The 18,476-nt window shown below is 50.3% G+C and carries 20 protein-coding genes; 11 read left to right on the plus strand and 9 right to left on the minus strand.

Features of this window, described 5'->3' with window-relative positions; genetic code table 11:
- Positions 1-102: 102 nt before the first annotated feature.
- The 8 genes from BCM14_RS05700 (at position 103) to BCM14_RS15260 (ending at position 8,201) form a co-directional block, all read left to right on the plus strand.
- Positions 103-555: a response regulator gene (locus BCM14_RS05700; RefSeq protein ID WP_106226973.1), complete on the plus strand. Its 453-nt coding sequence runs from the start codon at positions 103-105 to the stop codon at positions 553-555.
- A gap of 119 nt (positions 556-674) precedes the next feature.
- On the plus strand, positions 675-1,835 hold the full coding sequence (flhB, locus tag BCM14_RS05705) for a flagellar biosynthesis protein FlhB (protein WP_106226974.1): 1,161 nt from the start codon (positions 675-677) through the stop codon (positions 1,833-1,835).
- Positions 1,832-3,907 (plus strand): flagellar biosynthesis protein FlhA, encoded by a 2,076-nt coding sequence (gene flhA / locus BCM14_RS05710; protein WP_106226975.1) that lies wholly within the window; start codon positions 1,832-1,834, stop codon positions 3,905-3,907. Before flhB ends, flhA begins: the two co-directional genes overlap by 4 nt.
- Positions 3,904-5,082 carry a flagellar biosynthesis GTPase FlhF gene (flhF, locus tag BCM14_RS05715; protein WP_106226976.1) on the plus strand — a complete coding sequence of 393 codons (1,179 nt, stop codon included), beginning with the start codon at positions 3,904-3,906 and terminating at the stop codon, positions 5,080-5,082. Before flhA ends, flhF begins: the two co-directional genes overlap by 4 nt.
- Complete coding sequence (locus BCM14_RS05720; protein WP_106226977.1) at positions 5,075-5,590, plus strand: P-loop NTPase family protein; 516 nt, start codon at positions 5,075-5,077, stop codon at positions 5,588-5,590. The genes flhF and BCM14_RS05720 overlap by 8 nt, the downstream gene beginning before the upstream one ends.
- 15 nt (positions 5,591-5,605) lie before the next feature.
- On the plus strand, positions 5,606-6,340 hold the full coding sequence (locus tag BCM14_RS05725; protein ID WP_106226978.1) for an RNA polymerase sigma factor FliA: 735 nt from the start codon (positions 5,606-5,608) through the stop codon (positions 6,338-6,340).
- Complete coding sequence (locus BCM14_RS05730) at positions 6,322-7,059, plus strand: flagellar motor protein (protein ID WP_106226979.1); 738 nt, start codon at positions 6,322-6,324, stop codon at positions 7,057-7,059. The genes BCM14_RS05725 and BCM14_RS05730 overlap by 19 nt, the downstream gene beginning before the upstream one ends.
- Positions 7,059-8,201: a flagellar motor protein MotB gene (locus tag BCM14_RS15260; protein ID WP_259673438.1), complete on the plus strand. Its 1,143-nt coding sequence runs from the start codon at positions 7,059-7,061 to the stop codon at positions 8,199-8,201. Before BCM14_RS05730 ends, BCM14_RS15260 begins: the two co-directional genes overlap by 1 nt.
- Before the next feature lie 26 nt (positions 8,202-8,227).
- Here BCM14_RS15260 and flgJ read toward each other — a convergent pair whose 3' ends face one another.
- From flgJ to flgB, 9 genes are all read right to left on the minus strand, one after another.
- Positions 8,228-9,280: a flagellar assembly peptidoglycan hydrolase FlgJ gene (flgJ, locus tag BCM14_RS05740; protein ID WP_106226980.1), complete on the minus strand. Its 1,053-nt coding sequence runs from the start codon at positions 9,278-9,280 to the stop codon at positions 8,228-8,230.
- Positions 9,281-9,295: 15 nt separating this feature from the next.
- The gene (locus BCM14_RS05745; RefSeq protein ID WP_375318468.1) at positions 9,296-10,408 is read right to left on the minus strand and encodes a flagellar basal body P-ring protein FlgI; all 1,113 of its coding nucleotides are present in this window, start codon (positions 10,406-10,408) and stop codon (positions 9,296-9,298) included.
- Positions 10,409-11,077, minus strand: coding sequence for a flagellar basal body L-ring protein FlgH (locus BCM14_RS15265; RefSeq protein WP_259673439.1), 669 nt, complete (start codon positions 11,075-11,077; stop codon positions 10,409-10,411). It lies immediately after the preceding gene.
- 1 nt (position 11,078) lies between these two features.
- Positions 11,079-11,867, minus strand: a complete 789-nt coding sequence (gene flgG / locus BCM14_RS05750; protein WP_106226981.1) for a flagellar basal-body rod protein FlgG — start codon at positions 11,865-11,867, stop codon at positions 11,079-11,081.
- 61 nt (positions 11,868-11,928) lie between these two features.
- Entirely contained in the window at positions 11,929-12,663 is a 735-nt protein-coding gene (locus tag BCM14_RS05755; RefSeq protein ID WP_106226982.1) for a flagellar basal-body rod protein FlgF, read from the minus strand.
- A gap of 38 nt (positions 12,664-12,701) precedes the next feature.
- Positions 12,702-13,967, minus strand: coding sequence for a flagellar hook protein FlgE (locus BCM14_RS05760; protein ID WP_106226983.1), 1,266 nt, complete (start codon positions 13,965-13,967; stop codon positions 12,702-12,704).
- A gap of 31 nt (positions 13,968-13,998) precedes the next feature.
- Positions 13,999-14,715, minus strand: a complete 717-nt coding sequence (locus tag BCM14_RS05765; RefSeq protein WP_106226984.1) for a flagellar hook assembly protein FlgD — start codon at positions 14,713-14,715, stop codon at positions 13,999-14,001.
- Positions 14,716-14,736: 21 nt separating this feature from the next.
- Positions 14,737-15,144 carry a flagellar basal body rod protein FlgC gene (gene flgC, locus BCM14_RS05770; RefSeq protein WP_106226985.1) on the minus strand — a complete coding sequence of 136 codons (408 nt, stop codon included), beginning with the start codon at positions 15,142-15,144 and terminating at the stop codon, positions 14,737-14,739.
- Positions 15,145-15,199: 55 nt separating this feature from the next.
- On the minus strand, positions 15,200-15,712 hold the full coding sequence (gene flgB, locus BCM14_RS05775) for a flagellar basal body rod protein FlgB (protein WP_106227072.1): 513 nt from the start codon (positions 15,710-15,712) through the stop codon (positions 15,200-15,202).
- 218 nt (positions 15,713-15,930) lie between these two features.
- Here flgB and flgA point away from each other — a divergent pair, with 218 nt between their 5' ends.
- From flgA to BCM14_RS05790, 3 genes are all read left to right on the plus strand, one after another.
- A complete protein-coding gene (flgA, locus tag BCM14_RS05780) occupies positions 15,931-16,689 on the plus strand; it encodes a flagellar basal body P-ring formation chaperone FlgA (protein ID WP_106226986.1) in 759 nt (252 codons plus the stop codon).
- A 172-nt stretch (positions 16,690-16,861) separates the two neighbouring features.
- The gene (gene flgM / locus BCM14_RS05785; protein ID WP_106226987.1) at positions 16,862-17,188 is read left to right on the plus strand and encodes a flagellar biosynthesis anti-sigma factor FlgM; all 327 of its coding nucleotides are present in this window, start codon (positions 16,862-16,864) and stop codon (positions 17,186-17,188) included.
- Positions 17,189-17,411: 223 nt separating this feature from the next.
- Complete coding sequence (locus BCM14_RS05790; RefSeq protein WP_106226988.1) at positions 17,412-18,239, plus strand: flagellin; 828 nt, start codon at positions 17,412-17,414, stop codon at positions 18,237-18,239.
- Positions 18,240-18,476 lie beyond the last annotated feature (237 nt).

Below are 18,476 nucleotides of genomic sequence, written 5' to 3' on the forward strand. Positions count from 1 at the left end.
AACACCCCCTGCGATTGGGGGGGTTCAAATTATTCAATAATCGCCTAAACTTAGGGGCCCAGGCTTTCGTGCCTGAACGCCAAAAAAAAATCAAACCATCAAATGTCTGAACGAAATCGTTACGCTAAGGCCAAATTTTTGATAGTGGACGATTTTCTGACGATGCGCCGCATCATCCGGACTCTACTCAAAGATAACGGCTACAACAATGTCGAGGATGCTGAAGACGGCGCTGCCGCCTTACAAAAAATGAAGCAGACAAATTACGATTTTGTTATTGCCGATTTAAATATGCCCAATATGGACGGGCTAGGACTCTTAGCAGCCGTCAGGGCAGACGCTCGCACCGCAAATACGCCAATGCTTATCATTGCCGCAGAAGCAAACAAAGACCACATCCTTGCTGCGGCGCAAGGCCGCGCGAATGGCTACATTGTCAAGCCCTTCACCGGGCCCATTTTGACCGACAAAATCGTCCAGATTTTGGATCGCACCACCAGGAAAAGTGCCGGATCAGGCAGATTGATCGACCATAAGCAGAATAATAGCGGTTAGTCAGTCAAAATCTTTAGCGAAAAAGGGGGACTTAGTACCCCTTATTCTTGAGATTCAAAACGACTATTAGGGCTCAAACTGACTTCATATAGATAACCACCTCGTTCTTGGGAACAGCCGTGGCTGAAGACAGTGATTTAGAACGTTCCGAACAGGCGAGTCAAACCCGCCTAGATAAAGCACGCGAAGAGGGCGATGTCCCCCGGTCGCGCGATTTATCCACGTTCGTCACGCTCATTTGCGCTGCAACCGGTATGGCCGTTTTCGGCAGCCAAATGGGTAATGCCATTCAAACGACCCTTACTGGCAGCCTGACTTTCGATAGAACCGCTTTGTACGACACAACTATCCCGCTCAATCAAATGGCAAAACAAGTTGCCGACTTGCTCTTGGCGTTCGCACCTTTTGCACTACTCATGCTGATCGCTGCACTCGGTTGCCCTTTACTCATCGGTGGTTGGAACGTCAGCTTCACCCATCTCACCCCCAACTTTGGCAAACTCAACCCCATGGAAGGGTTGAAAAACATGGTGTCGCAGCGGTCCTTGGTCGAACTCATTAAGTCCATTTTGAAAACACTGGTCATTGGCGTGATCGCCTACCTGGTGATAGCCAAAGACTTCCCTGTCATGCTGACGTTATCGAGCCTGGCGGTCGACGAAGGGATCACAAAAACTAAAGATCTCCTGCTCAATGGCTTTTTCTACACGGTCTCGGGTATTGCCCTGATTGCCTTGATCGACGCGCCTTATCAGATGTTTGCGTACGCTGAGAAGCTCAAGATGTCTAAAGAAGAGCTCACGCGCGAATCCAAAGAGCAAAACGGTAACCCACAGATTAAGGCTCGCATTAGACGTCAACAGCGCGAGATGGCACGCCGTCGGATGATGTCCGAAATACCGAACGCTGATGTGATCATTACCAATCCGACCCACTACGCGGTTGCCATCCGCTATGACGAACAGACCATGCAAGCGCCGCGAGTCGTTGCAATGGGTGTAGACGAAATGGCATTGAGAATACGTGCAATCGGCCGAGAGCACGAAGTCCTCATTATGGAGTCACCAAAACTTGCTCGTGCGCTATTTACGCATAGCGAATTAGGCGATGAGATACCTCAGGCACTCTATATTGCTGTTGCAGAAATCCTGGCCTATGTGTTCCAGTTGCGTAACTTCCGTCCTGGCATGGGTTCATACCCAATTGCGCCAAGTTATGTGGACGTGCCCGATGAGCTTGATCCCCTTTTGGCTAGCATAGAGCAAGGGCGCGCATCATGAATTTCACCCTACCCGCCTGGCTTGCCGGTATAAATTCTAAGTCCGTCGCAGCGCCACTCATCATTGTCCTGCTGTTGGCAATGATGGTTTTGCCATTACCGGCTTTTGGGCTGGATATTCTCTTCACCTTCAATATTGCTTTGTCGATTCTGGTGCTGCTGATCGGTCTGCAAACGTCGAAACCACTGGACTTTCTGGCTTTTCCAACCGTGTTGCTCGTCACCACCATGCTGCGACTGTCACTCAATGTGGCTTCGACTCGTGTCGTGTTAACCAACGGACATAGTGGTGCAGCCTCGGCAGGTAAAGTAATCGAATCGTTTGGCCATTTTTTGATTGGCGGCAACTATGCAGTAGGTATTGTGGTGTTTGTGATCCTGACGATCATCAACTTTACCGTGGTCACCAAGGGTGCCGGTCGTATTGCTGAGGTTGGCGCCCGCTTCACCTTGGACGCCATGCCAGGTAAGCAGATGGCGATCGACGCTGACCTGAATGCCGGCATCATTAACCAGGATCAAGCAAGAACCCGTCGCGCTGAAGTCGGCCAAGAGGCTGAATTCTACGGTGCGATGGATGGTGCGAGTAAATATGTACGTGGTGATGCGGTCGCTGGCATTTTGATCATCATTATCAATATCGTTGGCGGACTCATTGTCGGTATCGTTCAGCACGATATGGCGTTCATGGATGCGGTGAAAACTTTCACCCTGCTGGCCATCGGTGACGGCCTGGTCGCGCAGATCCCGTCGCTAGTCATTTCCATCGCTGCCGGTGTGGTCGTTTCACGAGTCGCCAACGACCAGGATCTGGGCAGTCAACTTGGCACGCAATTGTTTGCCAACCCCAAGGTGTTGAACGTCACCGCCTGCATTGTTGGTGGCATGGGGTTAATCCCTGGGATGCCACATGTGGCCTTCCTGGGGCTTGCCGGCCTTTTTGGTGGCATGGCTTATTTGTTGAAACGCAACACCAAGAAGAAGTCCGAAGAGGTAGCCCCAGCAAGCACGGAACCGCCGAAAGACTCCCTGGAAGCATCGTGGGACGACATTGCGGCGGTGGATATCTTGAGCCTTGAGGTCGGCTTCCGGCTGGTGCCTTTGGTAGACGTTCGTCAAAATGGTGAATTAATTAATAAAATCAAAGGCCTACGAAAAAAATTCGCGCAAACGGTTGGATTTCTTACACCGTCTGTGCATATCAGTGACAATCTGGAATTAAAACCTGCTGGCTATGCCATCAAGATTCGCGGTGTAACGATGGGCGTGGGTGAGTCGCATTACGGCATGATGCTGGCGATCAATCCCGGCATGGTAACCGGTGACTTACAAGGCACTTATACAAAAGACCCTGCATTTGGTCTGCCGGCAATCTGGATTGGTCACGACCAAACCGACGATGCGCAAAAAATGGGTTACACCGTTGTTGACCCAAGCACTGTGGTTGCCACGCATCTTAATCACATCATTGGTATGAACGCAGCCGAGCTACTCGGTCGCCAAGAGGTGCAGCAACTGCTCGATCTGCTCGCCAAAGACTCGCCAAAACTGGTTGAAGACTTCATCCCTAAAGTCGTCCCGCTCGGGATGTTTGTACAAGTCCTGCAAAATCTGTTGACTGAAGGCGTACCAATCCGCGATTTGAGAACGATCGTCGAGACTATTTGTGAAATTGCGCCACAAGTACAAGATCCAGACATCCTTACGGCAAGAGTTCGTCTGCGCTTGGGTCGTGCCATCGTGCAGCAATTGTTCCCCGATGGCGATGAATTGTCTGTCATTTCTCTTGAGCCCAACCTGGAAAAACTGCTGATGCAATCGGTACAGATGGGCAATCAATCAAGCGGGATAGAGCCAGGTTTGGCGCAGAGCATATCCCGGCAAGCGCTTGAGGCGACCCAGCGACAAGAGCAGATGGGTCATAGCCCTGTTCTGATCGTGCCTGCGGCAATCAGACACACCCTAGCCCGCTACTTACGCAGAACCAGTCCGAATTTACGGGTGCTGGCGCACGAAGAACTTCCCGAAACCAGAACGATACGAGTGAACAACTTGATAGGTAGAACCGCATGAGCGTCAAAAAATTCTATGCCCCGCGAGCTCGCGAAGCCCTGAACATGGTGCGCGGTGAATTTGGTGATGAAGCCGAGATCATTTCTAATCAGATCGTCAATGGCTGGGTTGAAATCACCGCAAAGGGACCTGAGTCTGCAAGCGAATCTGCCAGTTTAGCTGTGGAGCCCACCCATCCCCCTGTCGTCGATCGGGGCAAAGATCCAGAAGCCGGTCTGATGCGCGTTCTCGATGAAATTAGAGAGCTTAGGTCCACCTTCGACTCGCGCTTGAGGGAATTGACGTGGACACAATCCAAGCCCTCTGTCGCGAGGCATGCTGAGTGCTTAAAGAAAACCTTAGCAGCGGGGTTTTCAGAGGATCTCGCCAATCGTCTCATCGCAAAGCTACCGGATGACTTCACTGATGCTCAAGCTGTCGCGCACGCACGCAATATCCTCGTCAAAAATTTAAATGTGGCTCACGACGAAGACGAATTATTAAGGCCAGGCAGTGCGGTGGCCTTGCTCGGCCCCACAGGGGTAGGAAAAACCACCAGCATCGCAAAGATTGCCGCCAGATTTGCCATGAAATACGGCGTAGAAAAACTCGCCTTAATTACCACCGACTACTACCGGGTCGGTGCAGTTGATCAACTTCGAGTTTATGCGAAGATTTTCGGCATTGATGTCCACCCAGTTAAGGATCTCGCAGAGTTACAGCAAACGCTAAGACGGCTAGGGCCAAACAAAACTGTGCTGATTGACACCCCGGGCCTCAATCAAAGAGATCCTCGCGTTAACGTACAACTGGCCATGTTGGGCGGCACAGATCGTCACATTCAGAAATTGTTGTGCCTGAACGCCGCAACACACTTCGACACCACACACGATGTCGTCAACATATATAAGACCAAACTGATCGACGGTTGTATCATCACTAAAGTAGATGAAGCAGTAACCCTTGGATCGCCGCTCAATGTGGTCATGCAACACAAATTGAAGGTCTACTACTTAACGACGGGTCAGCGAGTGCCTGAAGACATTGAGCTAGTCAACAGCGACGCCCTGTTCAAAAAGGTGCTTAAAGAGGACTATACAAGCTTCACTTCCGTTGAAGAACCAACCAGACCATCACCGGTGACCGCAGCAACGATGCCAGTCAGCAGACCACAGAGAGTAAGCGTCCATGCTTAACACCACTTCAGAGTTTGATCAAGCCGAAGGGCTTAGACTTTTTATGCTGAATCGCTCGAAACGTCATGTTTCGGTCTACATCCCTGGGTCGGATTTTGATCGGCACAAGATTTATCAGCTGGTTCGTCAAGCCATGAATCTCAGGGCGATTGATGAGGTGTCAGAGGCCTTACTGGCAAATATCCCGGACTTGGATGTCACAGCGACCGAGGTGATCATTTGTGTCAATCACACCTCCAGGTCGATCACTGAAGCATACGGTATCATTAAAACCTTGCGTGCTAACGCAGATTACCTCTCAATAGGGGTATTTGTGCTGGCGCAAAACATGCTTCAGTCAGGCAAAATTTTTGAAAACATACGACAATTGGCTGCCGCGAATCTGGATGTAAATATCAATATGATTGGCAATGCGACGATCCAGGCAGTGATGGATCAAAAAATGATTTCGGCGCATGCCAGCTATACGAACCGACGTCTGAGCGATCATGACGCTTTGATCAATTAATGCTGGGAATAGGTTATGTACAACGCCACTGGCAAGACGGATGACAAAGAGAAACTGGTGCTTGCGCACGCAGATATGGTCCGCAAGATCGCCTACCAGATCAAGGCTAAATTGCCAGCCAACATCGAGATCGATGATCTCATGCAGGCAGGGATGATCGGGCTACTCGACGCCAGTGATAAGTTTCAAGATAACCAAGGCGCTCAGTTCGCCACGTATGCGGCCCAACGAATTCACGGCGCCATCATGGACGAATTGCGCGGCTCTGATTGGGTACCGAGAAGTGTACGCAAGCAGATGCGTGAAATCGAAACCGCAATTCACTATCTTGAGCAAAAGCTTGGTCGGGGCCCGACAGAAGCTGAAGTTGCAAAGAGAATGAACATCACGCTGGATCAGTATCACGCCTATTTGCATGATTCCAGCGGTCATCGACTGATTTACTTCGAAGATTTTCATCAAGAACAAGACACTGAGCACTATCTTGATGCTCACGTAGTCGACAAAAAAGCAGATGCTCTTCGCTTGCTGATGTCGACCGAATTCAAAGACAATTTGACACGAGCCATCGAGGCCTTGCCTGACCGGGAAAAAACATTGATGAGCTTGTATTACGAACAAGATCTCAACTTAAAAGAGATCGGGGCTGTGATGAACATTACCGAATCCAGGGTATCTCAGTTACACAGCCAAGCGGTCGCGAGACTTCGTGTCTCACTACAGGATGATATATGGACTGGTCGAGTGTAATCGGCCTGCTGGTCGCGCTGATCGGCATCCTCATCGGCCAAACGATTGACGGTGGGAGTGTTTTTGCATTATTTCAACCAGCCCCTTTTTTTATTGTTCTCTTTGGCACGATGGGTGCCGTTATCCTGCAAAGCAAACCCGCCAATCTCATCGAGGGCGCTCGTAAGCTGAAGCAAGTGTTTGTCATGCAAATCGACGACCGAAGCGAGTTGGCTGCCCGAATCAGCCAGTGGGCAGTGATCGCGCGTCGCGAGGGCACACTACCGCTCCAAGGTTTTAGAGATATCGAAACAGACCCGATTGCAAAAAAGGGTCTAAGACTCTTAATTGACAATATACCGGCCGAGACAATTCGTGAAATCTGCCACAACGATCTACATCATTACGAGATGCAGCAACTGAGCATCATCAAAGTATGGGATTCCGCTGGTGGCTACGCGCCCACCATTGGCATTTTGGCTGCAGTCATGGGTCTGATGCACGTCATGGAAAAACTAACCGATCCGACCATGATCGGGGGTGGTATTGCGGTCGCCTTCGTTGCAACCCTTTATGGGGTTGGTCTGGCCAATCTGGTCTTCATCCCTGTCGCAAATAAATTGAAAGGCATCTTGGAGTCTGAGATCAATCGATCAGAGATGCTGATCGAATCATTGACTTCAATTGCCGCTGGCGAACATACCGTCATCGTAAATGAGCGACTACTGGCTTATCTCTAATGAGAGCAGCACGACTACGCAGGCGCGCACAGGACGACAGCAAGCATCATGATCGCTGGATGGTGTCTTACGCCGATTTAATTACCTTGTTGTTTGCGTTCTTTGTCGTCCTTTATGCCAGCTCGTCGGTTAACTCGACCAAATACGAGCAACTTAAAGTGTCGATGGGCGCTGCATTCAATGCACAGTCCGATCCAAAGAAAGCAGTTTCGAAAGCCAACGAGCTGATCGCAAAAGGTGCACTGCCCTCTGTCGACGAGCCGACGACTGCTCGGACCGCCGCTGCATTGGATCTCGCCCCAGACACCGAACTGGACCCACATCAGACCATCCTTTTGTTGACCGACAAGGTCGACAAATTGAGCCAAGAACAAAAGGCTTTAAAAATATCCCTGGATCATACTCAAGGGGATAAGGCCAACTTGCAGCAAGTGCTTTCAGAGCTCGAGACTGAAAAACAGAATCTGCACATCACGATCGACAAGCTTAAAAATCGCCTGAACCATTCAGCCAACCTGAACAAAATTTTGTCAGGTGGCAACAACGACAGAGGGCGACTGCTTCAAGATATGCGCCAATCGATGGACTCTAAGGGAATTCAGGTCGAAATAGACTTGCGCAATGGCATTTTGAGATTGCCTGAAGCATTGCTGTTCGATTCTGGCCGAGCAGAGTTCACGCCCCAAGGGACTCAAGCACTGAAAATACTATCAACAAATTTGATGGCATTTCTGCCCTGCTACGCAAACACAGATGAGACGAAAACGACTGAAGTCAGCACCTGCGACAATCTTAGCAATGGTAAACAAAACCACCTCGAATCGGTCATGATTGAAGGCCATACCGATAACGTGAAAATAGCTAACGCCAACTTTCGCGACAACTGGGATCTATCCGTAGCTCGTGCACGCAATACTTATACTGAATTAGTCAAGTTGCAGCCGAAACTTGAAAGTCTGGAAAACAACCGAGGGCAGCCACTCGTCAGCTTCAGTGCCTACGCGGGCAGACGACCGATCGCCGATAACAATGTCGAGGCCGAACGACGTAAAAACAGACGGATCGATTTGCGGTTCATCATGTCATCGCCCGAAATAGCCACGGACGAAAAGTCTTTAGAAGACGCAATAAACAACGAATAACTGTCGGCCTGAGTCAGAAGCTTGGATCAACGATCTATTTTGCTCATAAAGCCGAGGATGGTGGACTGCAACTTCTTGCCATACTGCGGATCGGTTGCATAACCTGATTTTTGCATCGCGTTTGAATAACTGATCGGATCATGCACGCTTTGCAATACCTGCTTGTAGCGGGGATTGGATTTCAGCAGATTGACAAAATCCTTAAACGACTCAGCATAAGAATCATAAGCTCTGAATTTTTCGACGCGGGCAACTTTCACCCCATCAATAAACTCAGACGTATTAGCGTAAGCGGTACGCCCCGTCCATTGATCATTCGCTTTAATACCAAAAAGATTATGCGCGCTTTTGCCGTCAGCGAATTTAATTTCATGTTTGCCCCAACCCGACTCCAAGGCAGCCTGCGCCAGCATAAAGATAGCTGGGACTCCAGTGGCCTTGCTAACGCGATCGGCCGCAGGGCCCATGCGCAGAGAGAACTCAGCGATAAGTTCGTGCAGGTTTTTGTGATCACCTGGCTCACCACTGCCTGGCTGTTTGTCGTCCCCAGATTTACTCTCTTGATAATAGGCCAGCTTGGCTAACGACTGAGAAGTTAGCGATCCGTGAGGGGCGATGGCGGCAAAGGGATTGCCGTGAGTACCGAATTGCGAGGCAATCCTCGTTTGCAAGTCATCTCCTGAGACGCCGTTCAGAGATTCTCCATCAGCCGCAGGATTATCTGTCGTCGGGATTGGAACACCTCGATTGGGACTCAGTTGTTTGATCAAGACTTCTGCCAAGCCCATGCCCTTATTGGCAAGTGTCTGGCTGAGCTGCTGATCCAGCATACTGGTAAAGGTTTTGCTTTGCTCGCTATCGAGAGGTCCGTCATGCGGGGTCGCATCCCGCATGCTCTTAAGCATCATGTTCAAAAATATAGCTTCGAACTGCTTTGCCGCACCACGGATTGCTTCGGGCGAGTTGGCGTGGGCTGCGTTTTTAAGTCCGTTTAACGCATTAGCATCAATCGCCAGGTTACTCGCTGCGGCGGTTGTATCGTACGATCCACCAAATCCTGTTGACGAAGGGATCGGCATTTTGCTGTCGCCTCGTTAAATCACTTCGATGTCGGCGTTGAGTGCGCCCGACGCTTTCATTGCTTGCAAGATCGCCAGCAAATCCTGCGGCGTCGCACCCACGGCGTTCAAGGCACGCACCACTTCAGCGAGAACTACCCCTTTATTGAGCTCGATCACTTTGCCTTTCGCGGCATTAATATCAATCTGTGACTGTCTTGTCGTGACTGTCCGCCCGCCACCGAAGGCATTGGGCTGGCTAACCTGTGGTGTTGTCGAAATAATGACACTCAGGTTGCCGTGCGCGACGGCGCAAGCATCAAGCGTTACTGATTCGTTTAAAACGATGGAGCCAGTGCGCGCGTTGAGGATAACTTTTGCGCTGGCTCGCGGCACAACCAGATCAACACTCTCAAGCTCCGCTAAAAAAGACACACGATAACCAGCCAGGTTATTAGGATGGATAGAAATCACTCGGGCGTTCTGCGCCTGCGCGACGGGACGGCCAAAGTGACGATTCACCGCGTCCGCCACTGCGTTAGCCGTGCCAAAATCAGATGTTTTTAATTCGATATTGAACGTGTCTTGTTGAGCGATATTATTGGGGACAGCGCGTTCTATCGTGGCGCCTGCAGAGATCCGGCCTACGCTCAGCTGATTAATCACCGTTTCACTACCGTTTGCAGCAGCACCTGCACCCGCCACAACGAGGTTACCCTGTGCCATCGCGTAAACCTCGCCATCCGCACCCTTGAGGGGTGTCATTAACAGCGTTCCGCCCTTCAGACTCTTGGCATTGGCCATGGATGAAACCGTTATATCCATGGGCTGGCCAGGCTGCGCATAGGGCTCCATCGTCCCGGTCACCATGACAGCAGCAATATTTTTCAACTGTATTTGCGTCGTGCCACCTGGTGGTAACACGATGCCCATCTGTTGCAACATGCTTAAGGTCGTTTGCAACGTAAAAGGTGTTTGAGTCGTCTGATCGCCTGTGCCATCCAAACCAACCACCAGACCGTAACCAATTAATTGGTTGGGACGTACGCCTTGTATTGTCGCAAGATCTTTCACGCGCTCGGCCCCAGCGCTGAGACTAAGCAGGCCAAAGATTACAAGAGCGAGAGATCGAAACAATAGACTCACAATTTAACCCGGCACCAGGCTCTGGAACATACGATTGAACTTCTTGACAATATTTGCCAAATCAAAGGTGCTGTTAGTTCTATATTCAATCCGAGCATCAGCAATCGTATTTGATGCGACAGCGTTGTCGTTGGTAATCATGTAAGGGTTGACGATGCCAGAGAATCGAACGAATTCGACCCCAGCATCGAGCGCGACCTGTTTCTCGCCGCTGACCACTAAATTGCCGTTTTGACGGACTTCGATCACAGACGCCGTCATCGAGCCAGTAAAGCTATTGCTATTGCTACCCGAGTTGGTAATTTCGTTTTTTGCTTCGTTAGACATGTTGTAGGTGGGCTCAACCGTGTTGCCTGCGGCATTCGTAAAGGTGCTGACACCTGTACCTTTTTTGTCCAGATTGCCCGTGCCCGCGGTGGTGGCCGAGACGTTTTCGACAAAATTAATGGTCAAAATATCGCCGACCCGGCTCGCGCGCCGCCCTTCAAAGATCGGCCGGTAGGCCGCCACGCTATAAATTGCCCCTGCTGTCGGACCAGGCATGGGCAGGTTTGCCGTGGGGCTCGTTGCCTCAGTCTTGGTCACAGTCGTTGGTGTCACCGAACAACCCTGCAACAACAGCACTGTTGCTGCGAAGCATGCAAAAAACAATGTTCTAATTTGTGCTTTCATCTTAGCCACCCATCTGTCCCAGCTTCTGTAACATTTGATCTGAGGCGGTGATCGCTTTACTGTTGATCTCATACGCTCGCTGCGACTGGATCATGTTGACGAGCTCTTCAACCACATTGACGTTCGACGTTTCAACATAACCCTGCTGCAAAGTGCCCACACCGTTAGCGCCGGGAGCCCCCGTAATCGGCGTACCCGAGGACGCTGTCGCTGCATATAAATTCTGACCTAGCGCGGTCAAGCCAGCCGGATTAATAAAGCTTGCAAGCTGTATCGTGCCCAGATTACTGACCGCAGTGGTCTTGGGCAAGGTGATAGATACGGTCCCATCCTGAGCAACCGTCACGCTTTGAGCATTGGCTGGTATGGTGATGGCTGGCTGCACCACATAACCACTTGAGGTTACCAACTGCCCAGTACTGTTGACTTGAAAACTGCCATCACGCGTGTATGACGTTGTGCCGTCTGGCATCGTGATCTGAAAAAAACCACTGCCGTTGATCGCAATATCTGTGTTGTTGCTGGTCTGTGTCAGATTACCTTGCGCGAATATCCGCTCGGTCGCGACAGGCTTAACACCCGTACCAAGTTGCATGCCCGAGGGCAGCTGCGTTTGCTGCGATGACTGGGCGCCAGGCTGCCTGATGTTCTGGTACAGCAAATCCTCAAAAACCGCACGCGAACGTTTGAAACCGTTTGTACTCACGTTAGCGAGGTTATTGGATATCACATCCATCTGGGTTTGCTGAGCATCCAGACCTGTCTTGGAAATCCATAATGAACGAATCATGACTAACCTCTTTTTTTACCAATTTTAAAGAGACCACCAAGTTGTGGTCCCCCTTAACTTATCAATTCAATTGCAGGAGCTCGCTGGCTTTTGCATCATCGCTTTCAGTTGTTTTCAGCATATTCATTTGCAGATCGAATTGCCGGGCCAAAGAAATCATGTTGACCATAGACTGAACGACATTGACATTGCTACCTTCCAACGACCCGTTCACTACTTTGACTGTTTCGTCGACAGGTGCCGGACCGCTCGAAACAAATAGACCATCTGTGCCACGAGTTAAGCCAGCTTCGGGGGGATTAACCAACTTTAAACGTCCGATCGGATTGGATGGGCCGGGATTCGAGCCATCGTTGACCGCAGAGATCGTGCCATCACCCGCAACTGAAAGAATCACGCCTGGTGGCACCGTAATCGGACCACCGTCGCCAACAACTGGCAAACCATCAGGTGACGTCAAGATACTGTTTGAGTTGATTTTGAACGAGCCATTTCGCGTTAACCCCTCGGTTCCATCAGGCCGTTGCACTGCAAACCAGCCCTTACCCTCAATCGCAACATCCAGATTGCGCCCCGTCGGCTGGATTGGCCCTGGCGTAAAGTCAGTACCCGAGGTCGCGTTCACAACAAATGCGCGCGTATTCAGCGCAGCGCCAACAATAGGCACAGCCCGAAAGGTGTCAATTTGGGCTCGAAAGCCATTGGATGACACATTCGCTAAATTATTCGAATTTGTCGTCTGTTGGTCGAGAATATGCTGCGCGCCCGACATGGCCGTATAGATAAGACGATCCACGCTTAGTCCTTTTTCCTGAACATGATGTTCAACATCCCTTAGCCCATCTGGATAGCGCTACCCAAAGCTTGATTCATGACCGTGATGGTCTGTGCGTTTGCCTGATAGGCGCGCTGCGCAGCCAGCAAATTAACGAGCTGAGTGGTCTGATCGACGTTTGAGGATTCAAGCGACGAGCCCACGAGCTCGCCGTAATTTCCACTAGCTGGCGTCCCAACGGTCGCAACACCCGATTGAGCGGTCGCGGCCCATGAATCATTACCCAAATCTCGCAGACCGTTAGGTGCCTGAAACATCGCAGTGGTGATTTGGCCCAACGCGTAATTGGTTTGACCACTGGTCAGGGTCGCATTGATCGTCCCGTCAACTGCGATATTAATACCAGTGATGTAACCAGTGCTGTTGCCGTTAGCTGTTGCGCTTTGCGTCGAGCTTTGGGATCCCTGAACAGTGGAGTTCAGATGGGTCGATCCGGTGTAATCGATCGTGCCAGTGTCACCAGAGGTATCCATCGCCACGCCCGTGATAGTGCTTGCTGCGGTGTCCAAAGTGCCGTCTGTATTAAAGGTCAGCGATCCGATCTGAGAAGCCGTGGGGCTCGTCACGTAGTCGTTTGAGCCACTGTTTGCCGCGTTAATCGTGGAATAGACGTTCCAGGTCGTGCCTGTGCCCGAATAGACATAGTAAGTCGCCAACGTCTGCTCTTCGCCCTTTGTGTTGTAGGTGTTAACCGACGTAGCATAGTTGTAAGAAGAGGGATCAGTCGGACTGAAGGTAGACGTAGGCGGCGCCTTGGATGCCGAGTTTAAATTGATGTTGAGCGCAACGCTGGTCGTGACAGTTGGGGGGACATAACCTGAACTCATCACAATAGGTGCAACGACACCGGCGTTGACCAAACCATTGGTCGCGTTATAGCCGCATACTTGTTGTCCAAGTGAATTAACCAGATTACCTGCCGAGTTGACTTGAAAGGTACCGTTGCGTGAGTAGGTGGTTTGGCCAGTGGTCGGATCCTGCAGCTGAAAGAAACCCAAGCCTTTAATCGCGACGTCTGATGAAACTTGGGTCGCTGCGACGGTTCCCTGCTGAAACTCTTGCCGGATATTCGATGTGCTGGGACCGTTACCTTGGGATGCTTGCGTACCAGAACTGCTCGAATTGAGAGAACTGGACATCACGTTCATGAAATCCATATTGGATTGCTTGAAACCTGTGGTGTTGGCATTGGACAGATTATTGCCGATGACATTCAAATCAGCCGCTGCAGCGTTAACGCCCGCTAAACCTATATCGAAAAACATAATGACCTCCGGACTTTCGTCAAAGCACTGCTTACAGGACTGTCTGCACGCTTGAAGGGCTGACAGTTGTGTTGTTATTCAAGTTAAGCATGACACCTGAGGCGCTATTGGAGACGCCCACGACACCGGCCGCCTGCATCGTCGTCACACCCACCGCTTGACCGGCAGACGTTGCGCTGACGCTAAAGGTATAGGGTGTTCCGGTAGGGACTGGATTGCCATTCGCATCAGTCCCGTTCCAGCTGATTGGTACATTGCCTGCTGATTGCGCACCCAGATTCATGACATCGACGACGGTACCAGCCTGATTTTTAATTGTGACGGTCACGTTATCCGCATTAGCAGCAAGTTGCGCGCCAAATTGAGATTGACCGTTCACCAGCGTGGCGTTGTTGCTAATACTTGGCACCAAGACAGACTGACCGATCATTGAAGTCGCTTGACTCATCTGGGAGCCCTGCAGACTGCTGGCCAGATTGCTCATGGTGGTGTTCAACTGATTGATCCCGTTGACAGTATTAATTTGAGCCAATGAATTGGTCATATCCTGACTGGTCATCGGCTGAGTCGGATCCTGATTTTTCATCTGCGCAATCAGCATGGTCATGAAGTCCGCACTCATCTTAGCCGCGCTCGTCTGTGACGCTGCGTCAGTTGAACCGGCGGTGCTCGTTGAAGCTGTGCTAGTTTTGCTATTGATGGTATTCATCAAGCTGGGCGAAAATGTGTTGGATGAAACGGTTGTCATGGTGGTTATCCTGTTTCTAAATTAGTTTTGATCTAAGGTCAGTGTCTTGAGCAACATGGACTTTGCTGCATTCATCGTGTCAACATTATTCTGATAGGCCCGTGAGGTCGAAATCATATTCACCATTTCTTGTGTCACGTTTACGTTAGGCATCGACACATAACCGTCTGCATCGGCAAGTGGATTGGCCGGTTCGTGAACCAATCTTGCTGGCGACTGGTCATCCACGACCTGGGTGACTTTCACGCCACCCGCTGCATCGCCATTAGCGATGGTCGCAAAAACGACTTGCTTAGCCTTATAGGGCTGTCCAGTTGAACTGGTTGCACTATCAGCATTCGCCAAGTTACTTGCAACCGTATTCAATCTCTGGGATTGCGCGCTCATGGCAGATCCAGCAATATTGAATACATTGAATAGTGAAGTCATGTTTTTGCTCCTTGCTTTAATTCATGCTCGCTGCGGGATTGAGTCGCTTTGGCGATCAAGGCTGCAGCGCCGTGTTCATATCTTTAATATTTGCACGTAGAAGGGCCAAACTCGCCTCATAATGCAAGGCGTTATCGGTAAATTGATTTCTCTCGACATCACCATCGACCGTATTACCATCAACACTACCTTGCGTACCGGTCCGGTAGAGCGCGTCTGAATTTGCATTAGTCAGGTCAGACCCTGCCCCAGAACCCGTTGCAGACAGATGGAACGGCGACGTCTTCAACAACGTAGTCGCTAGACCACCAGCAGCCCCAGTCATTAGGGAGAGCGGGCCACCAGCGGACGCCACCGCAACGCCCGCAGCACTTGTGACGCCGGACGCCAAGGCGGTGCCCGCCTCACCCATCGCATTTTTCATCGTGTCTGCGAAGCTTATATCTCGTGCTTTATAGTTAGGCGTATCGGCATTGGCGATATTAGCGGCCAGCAGTTCTTGCCGCTGCCCCCTGACGCGAAGGGCAGTCTGCTGAAAGTTAAATAAGCTATCTAGCTGATTCATGATTTTTCCGAGATTTCGTGTAAATGCCCTAAAGTTTTGGACTCGCTTGCCGTTATCCACACTACCACTGGGAGTTACCCATGCTTGGTAATGTAAGGCCGAGAGGACTGGCGCAATCAAACAATCAACGGCATAAAAAGCCTGTTTTTTGTCGGATTGCCCGTTTGCGCATGAGGCTAAGATGCAATCCTCGATAGGTGTAATGCGGGGTTTATTCCATCATGCAGCTCGGCAAATCTTTTCTCAATGCTCGCTTTCGCAGCTTTCTGTTGAACGCGCGAGCATGGGGCATGTTGATGGTTCTGAGTCTCACGACTGCCGCGACAGCCGCGGGCAGATCGCCTGAGCCGGCAACGCAGGATTTAGAGGTATTACATCAGAAGGTGGTTGAATTCTTGGTTGACCAAAGTCGTGGTTTGCCTGGTCAATCAAGCGTCAGCGTGCTGCCAATAGACAGCCGTTTGAAGTTGGCGCCGTGCAACTCGGTAGAAGCTTTTTTTACCGGTGGCAACCGAGCATGGGGAAGAACCACTGTTGGCCTTCGTTGCAATGAAATGCCCCGCTGGAGCGTGTACGTGCAGGCAAATGTAAGCGTGTTTGGTCAGTATCTAGTCGCAGCGTCTGCGATGTCGCAAGGGCAGATCATCAGTCGCGCCAACTTGGCCTACCAAACCGGGGATCTGACCACCCTGCCACCAGGTGTTTACAGCGATCCATCCCAGGTGGTTGGCCGGGCAACCCGAATTGCGCTGAACGCAGGCGCAGTATTAAGGCAAGACTTATCTGAATTGCCGCTTCTGGTTCGACAGGGGCAGACAGTGAGGATTATCAGTGCCGGTAACGGATTTACGATTTCTACCGACGGGCTGGCTCAAAACAGCGCCACCCAGGGGCAACTTGTTCAAGCGAAAGTCACCAGCGGTCAACTGGTTAGTGGCATCACCAATGCAAATGGCCAAATCGAGGTTCTGGCGCAATAAGATGCTATTAAGTTATTGGCGTGGGTGCCGTTAATGATATTAAGTGGCAATTGAAACGGTAATTAAGGTAGATTTAAGACAAAAAGTTATAATCTGCTATAAAGTTTAGGTGAACGTTGCCGTTATAGCTAGTAACGTTGCTGGTCAACAAACATGGTTAGGGGAGGTTATTATGTCCACAATTAACGGCGTGAACCTTTTAAACGTAACATCCGGCTCAAATACTCAGGCTGCAACCGCCGCAACCACGCCAGCGGCAGGCGCAACCACGGCAGGCATCGGTACGAATGTTGCTAGCCCTACTATCGCCGGCTCGGCTATTACGACGCAATCAACACAGCTTCAGGCAATTAAAGCGTCACTTGATATTGGTGCGCCAATTGATTTGCTCAAAGTAAGCTCATTGAAAAGTGCGATTGACGCGGGCACCTACGTACCTGACGCTAGTCAAATTGCCAACGGGCTGATCGCTTCGGCAACTGGATTTTTATCGCCGTAAATGATGGTTTAGGACTTTAGTTTTTAAAAGTACGGCCGTTATTTATAATATACGTGTTGTGTTTTATTTAACAGATACAAACAAGGCAGTGCTAGACACTTTATTTTATAGGGCAGGGTTGCAGTGGTCTTCGTATCACGCACTGGTGCTTCTTCGAAGGTTTGCTTGATGCGGTAAGTGCCGCATCGCAAAATGAATAAATCAAATCTTAAGGAATGTAATCATGTCCGCAATCACAGGCTTAACCTCAACGCTTGTCCAAGGCGTTAACAGTGTCCAGGCAGAGATCGCCAAAGTTCAAAATGAACTGGCGACCGGTGTCAAAACGATGAATCCTGCTCAAAAGGGCATCGTCACCCGTTTGTCGTCTCAGGTCGCTATCTATTCAGCTGATGCGGCGAATATTACGCAAGCATCAAGCGTTATTAATGTTGGGCAAACTAGTCTCAACAATTTGTCGACAATCATTTCCCAAATGCAACAGCTTGCTACCCAGGCAGCGAGTGGCGGTTTGTCGACAACAGACCTGGCAAGCTTAAACACGACATTCACCGCGCTGGCGAGCCAGATTTCAGCGGCTATCCAGAATGCGACAGTCAATGGTAATAACTTTCTGTACAACTCGCCGACCGGTACTTACGGCTCGACAACCAACGGAACAATCACCATTCAGATCGGCTTGGACACTACAGGTACAGCGACGATCGTCGGTCAGGGATTGGACACAACGCTTGCCATGCTCGTGACTGGTCTGTCGATTTCTTCACAAACAGGTGCAAATTCAGCGATCACTGCGCTGGCCAGTGGTCTAACGTCAGTCTCAACTGCACAGTCCAACCTCAATGCATTTTCAACTGCGATGGCCTCTGATTTAGCATCGGTGACTTCACTCGGGGCGAATTTGACTACGACGATCAACTCGCTTCAGGCAGTGGATCAAACAGCGGCTCAAGCCGAACTACAGCAGCTGAACAACCAGCAATCTGTTGACTACTACCTGGTCAGTCAGATGAACACAGAAGCGGCTGCGATCTTGACCTTGTTCCGTTAAGTTTCTCAGCACTTACTGGTTGGGTTAGCTTAGATAACCAGCATTTAATCGAAGTTAAATGCTGGTTATTTTTACCTGTAATTGCTAATATTATCTTAGTATTTTCCGTTGTATTTAATTAATTTTATTATTTTCTCCCGCGCCCTTAAGTTCCTGGATTTAGCGTCGTTATATGAGTATGAGCTTGCAGTTTGAGCAAATGAATCTGACTAACTGATTGAATTCATTCAGTTATTC

The organism is Jezberella montanilacus, from assembly GCF_003003055.1.
Classification (GTDB): Bacteria; Pseudomonadota; Gammaproteobacteria; order Burkholderiales; family Burkholderiaceae_B; genus Zwartia; species Zwartia montanilacus.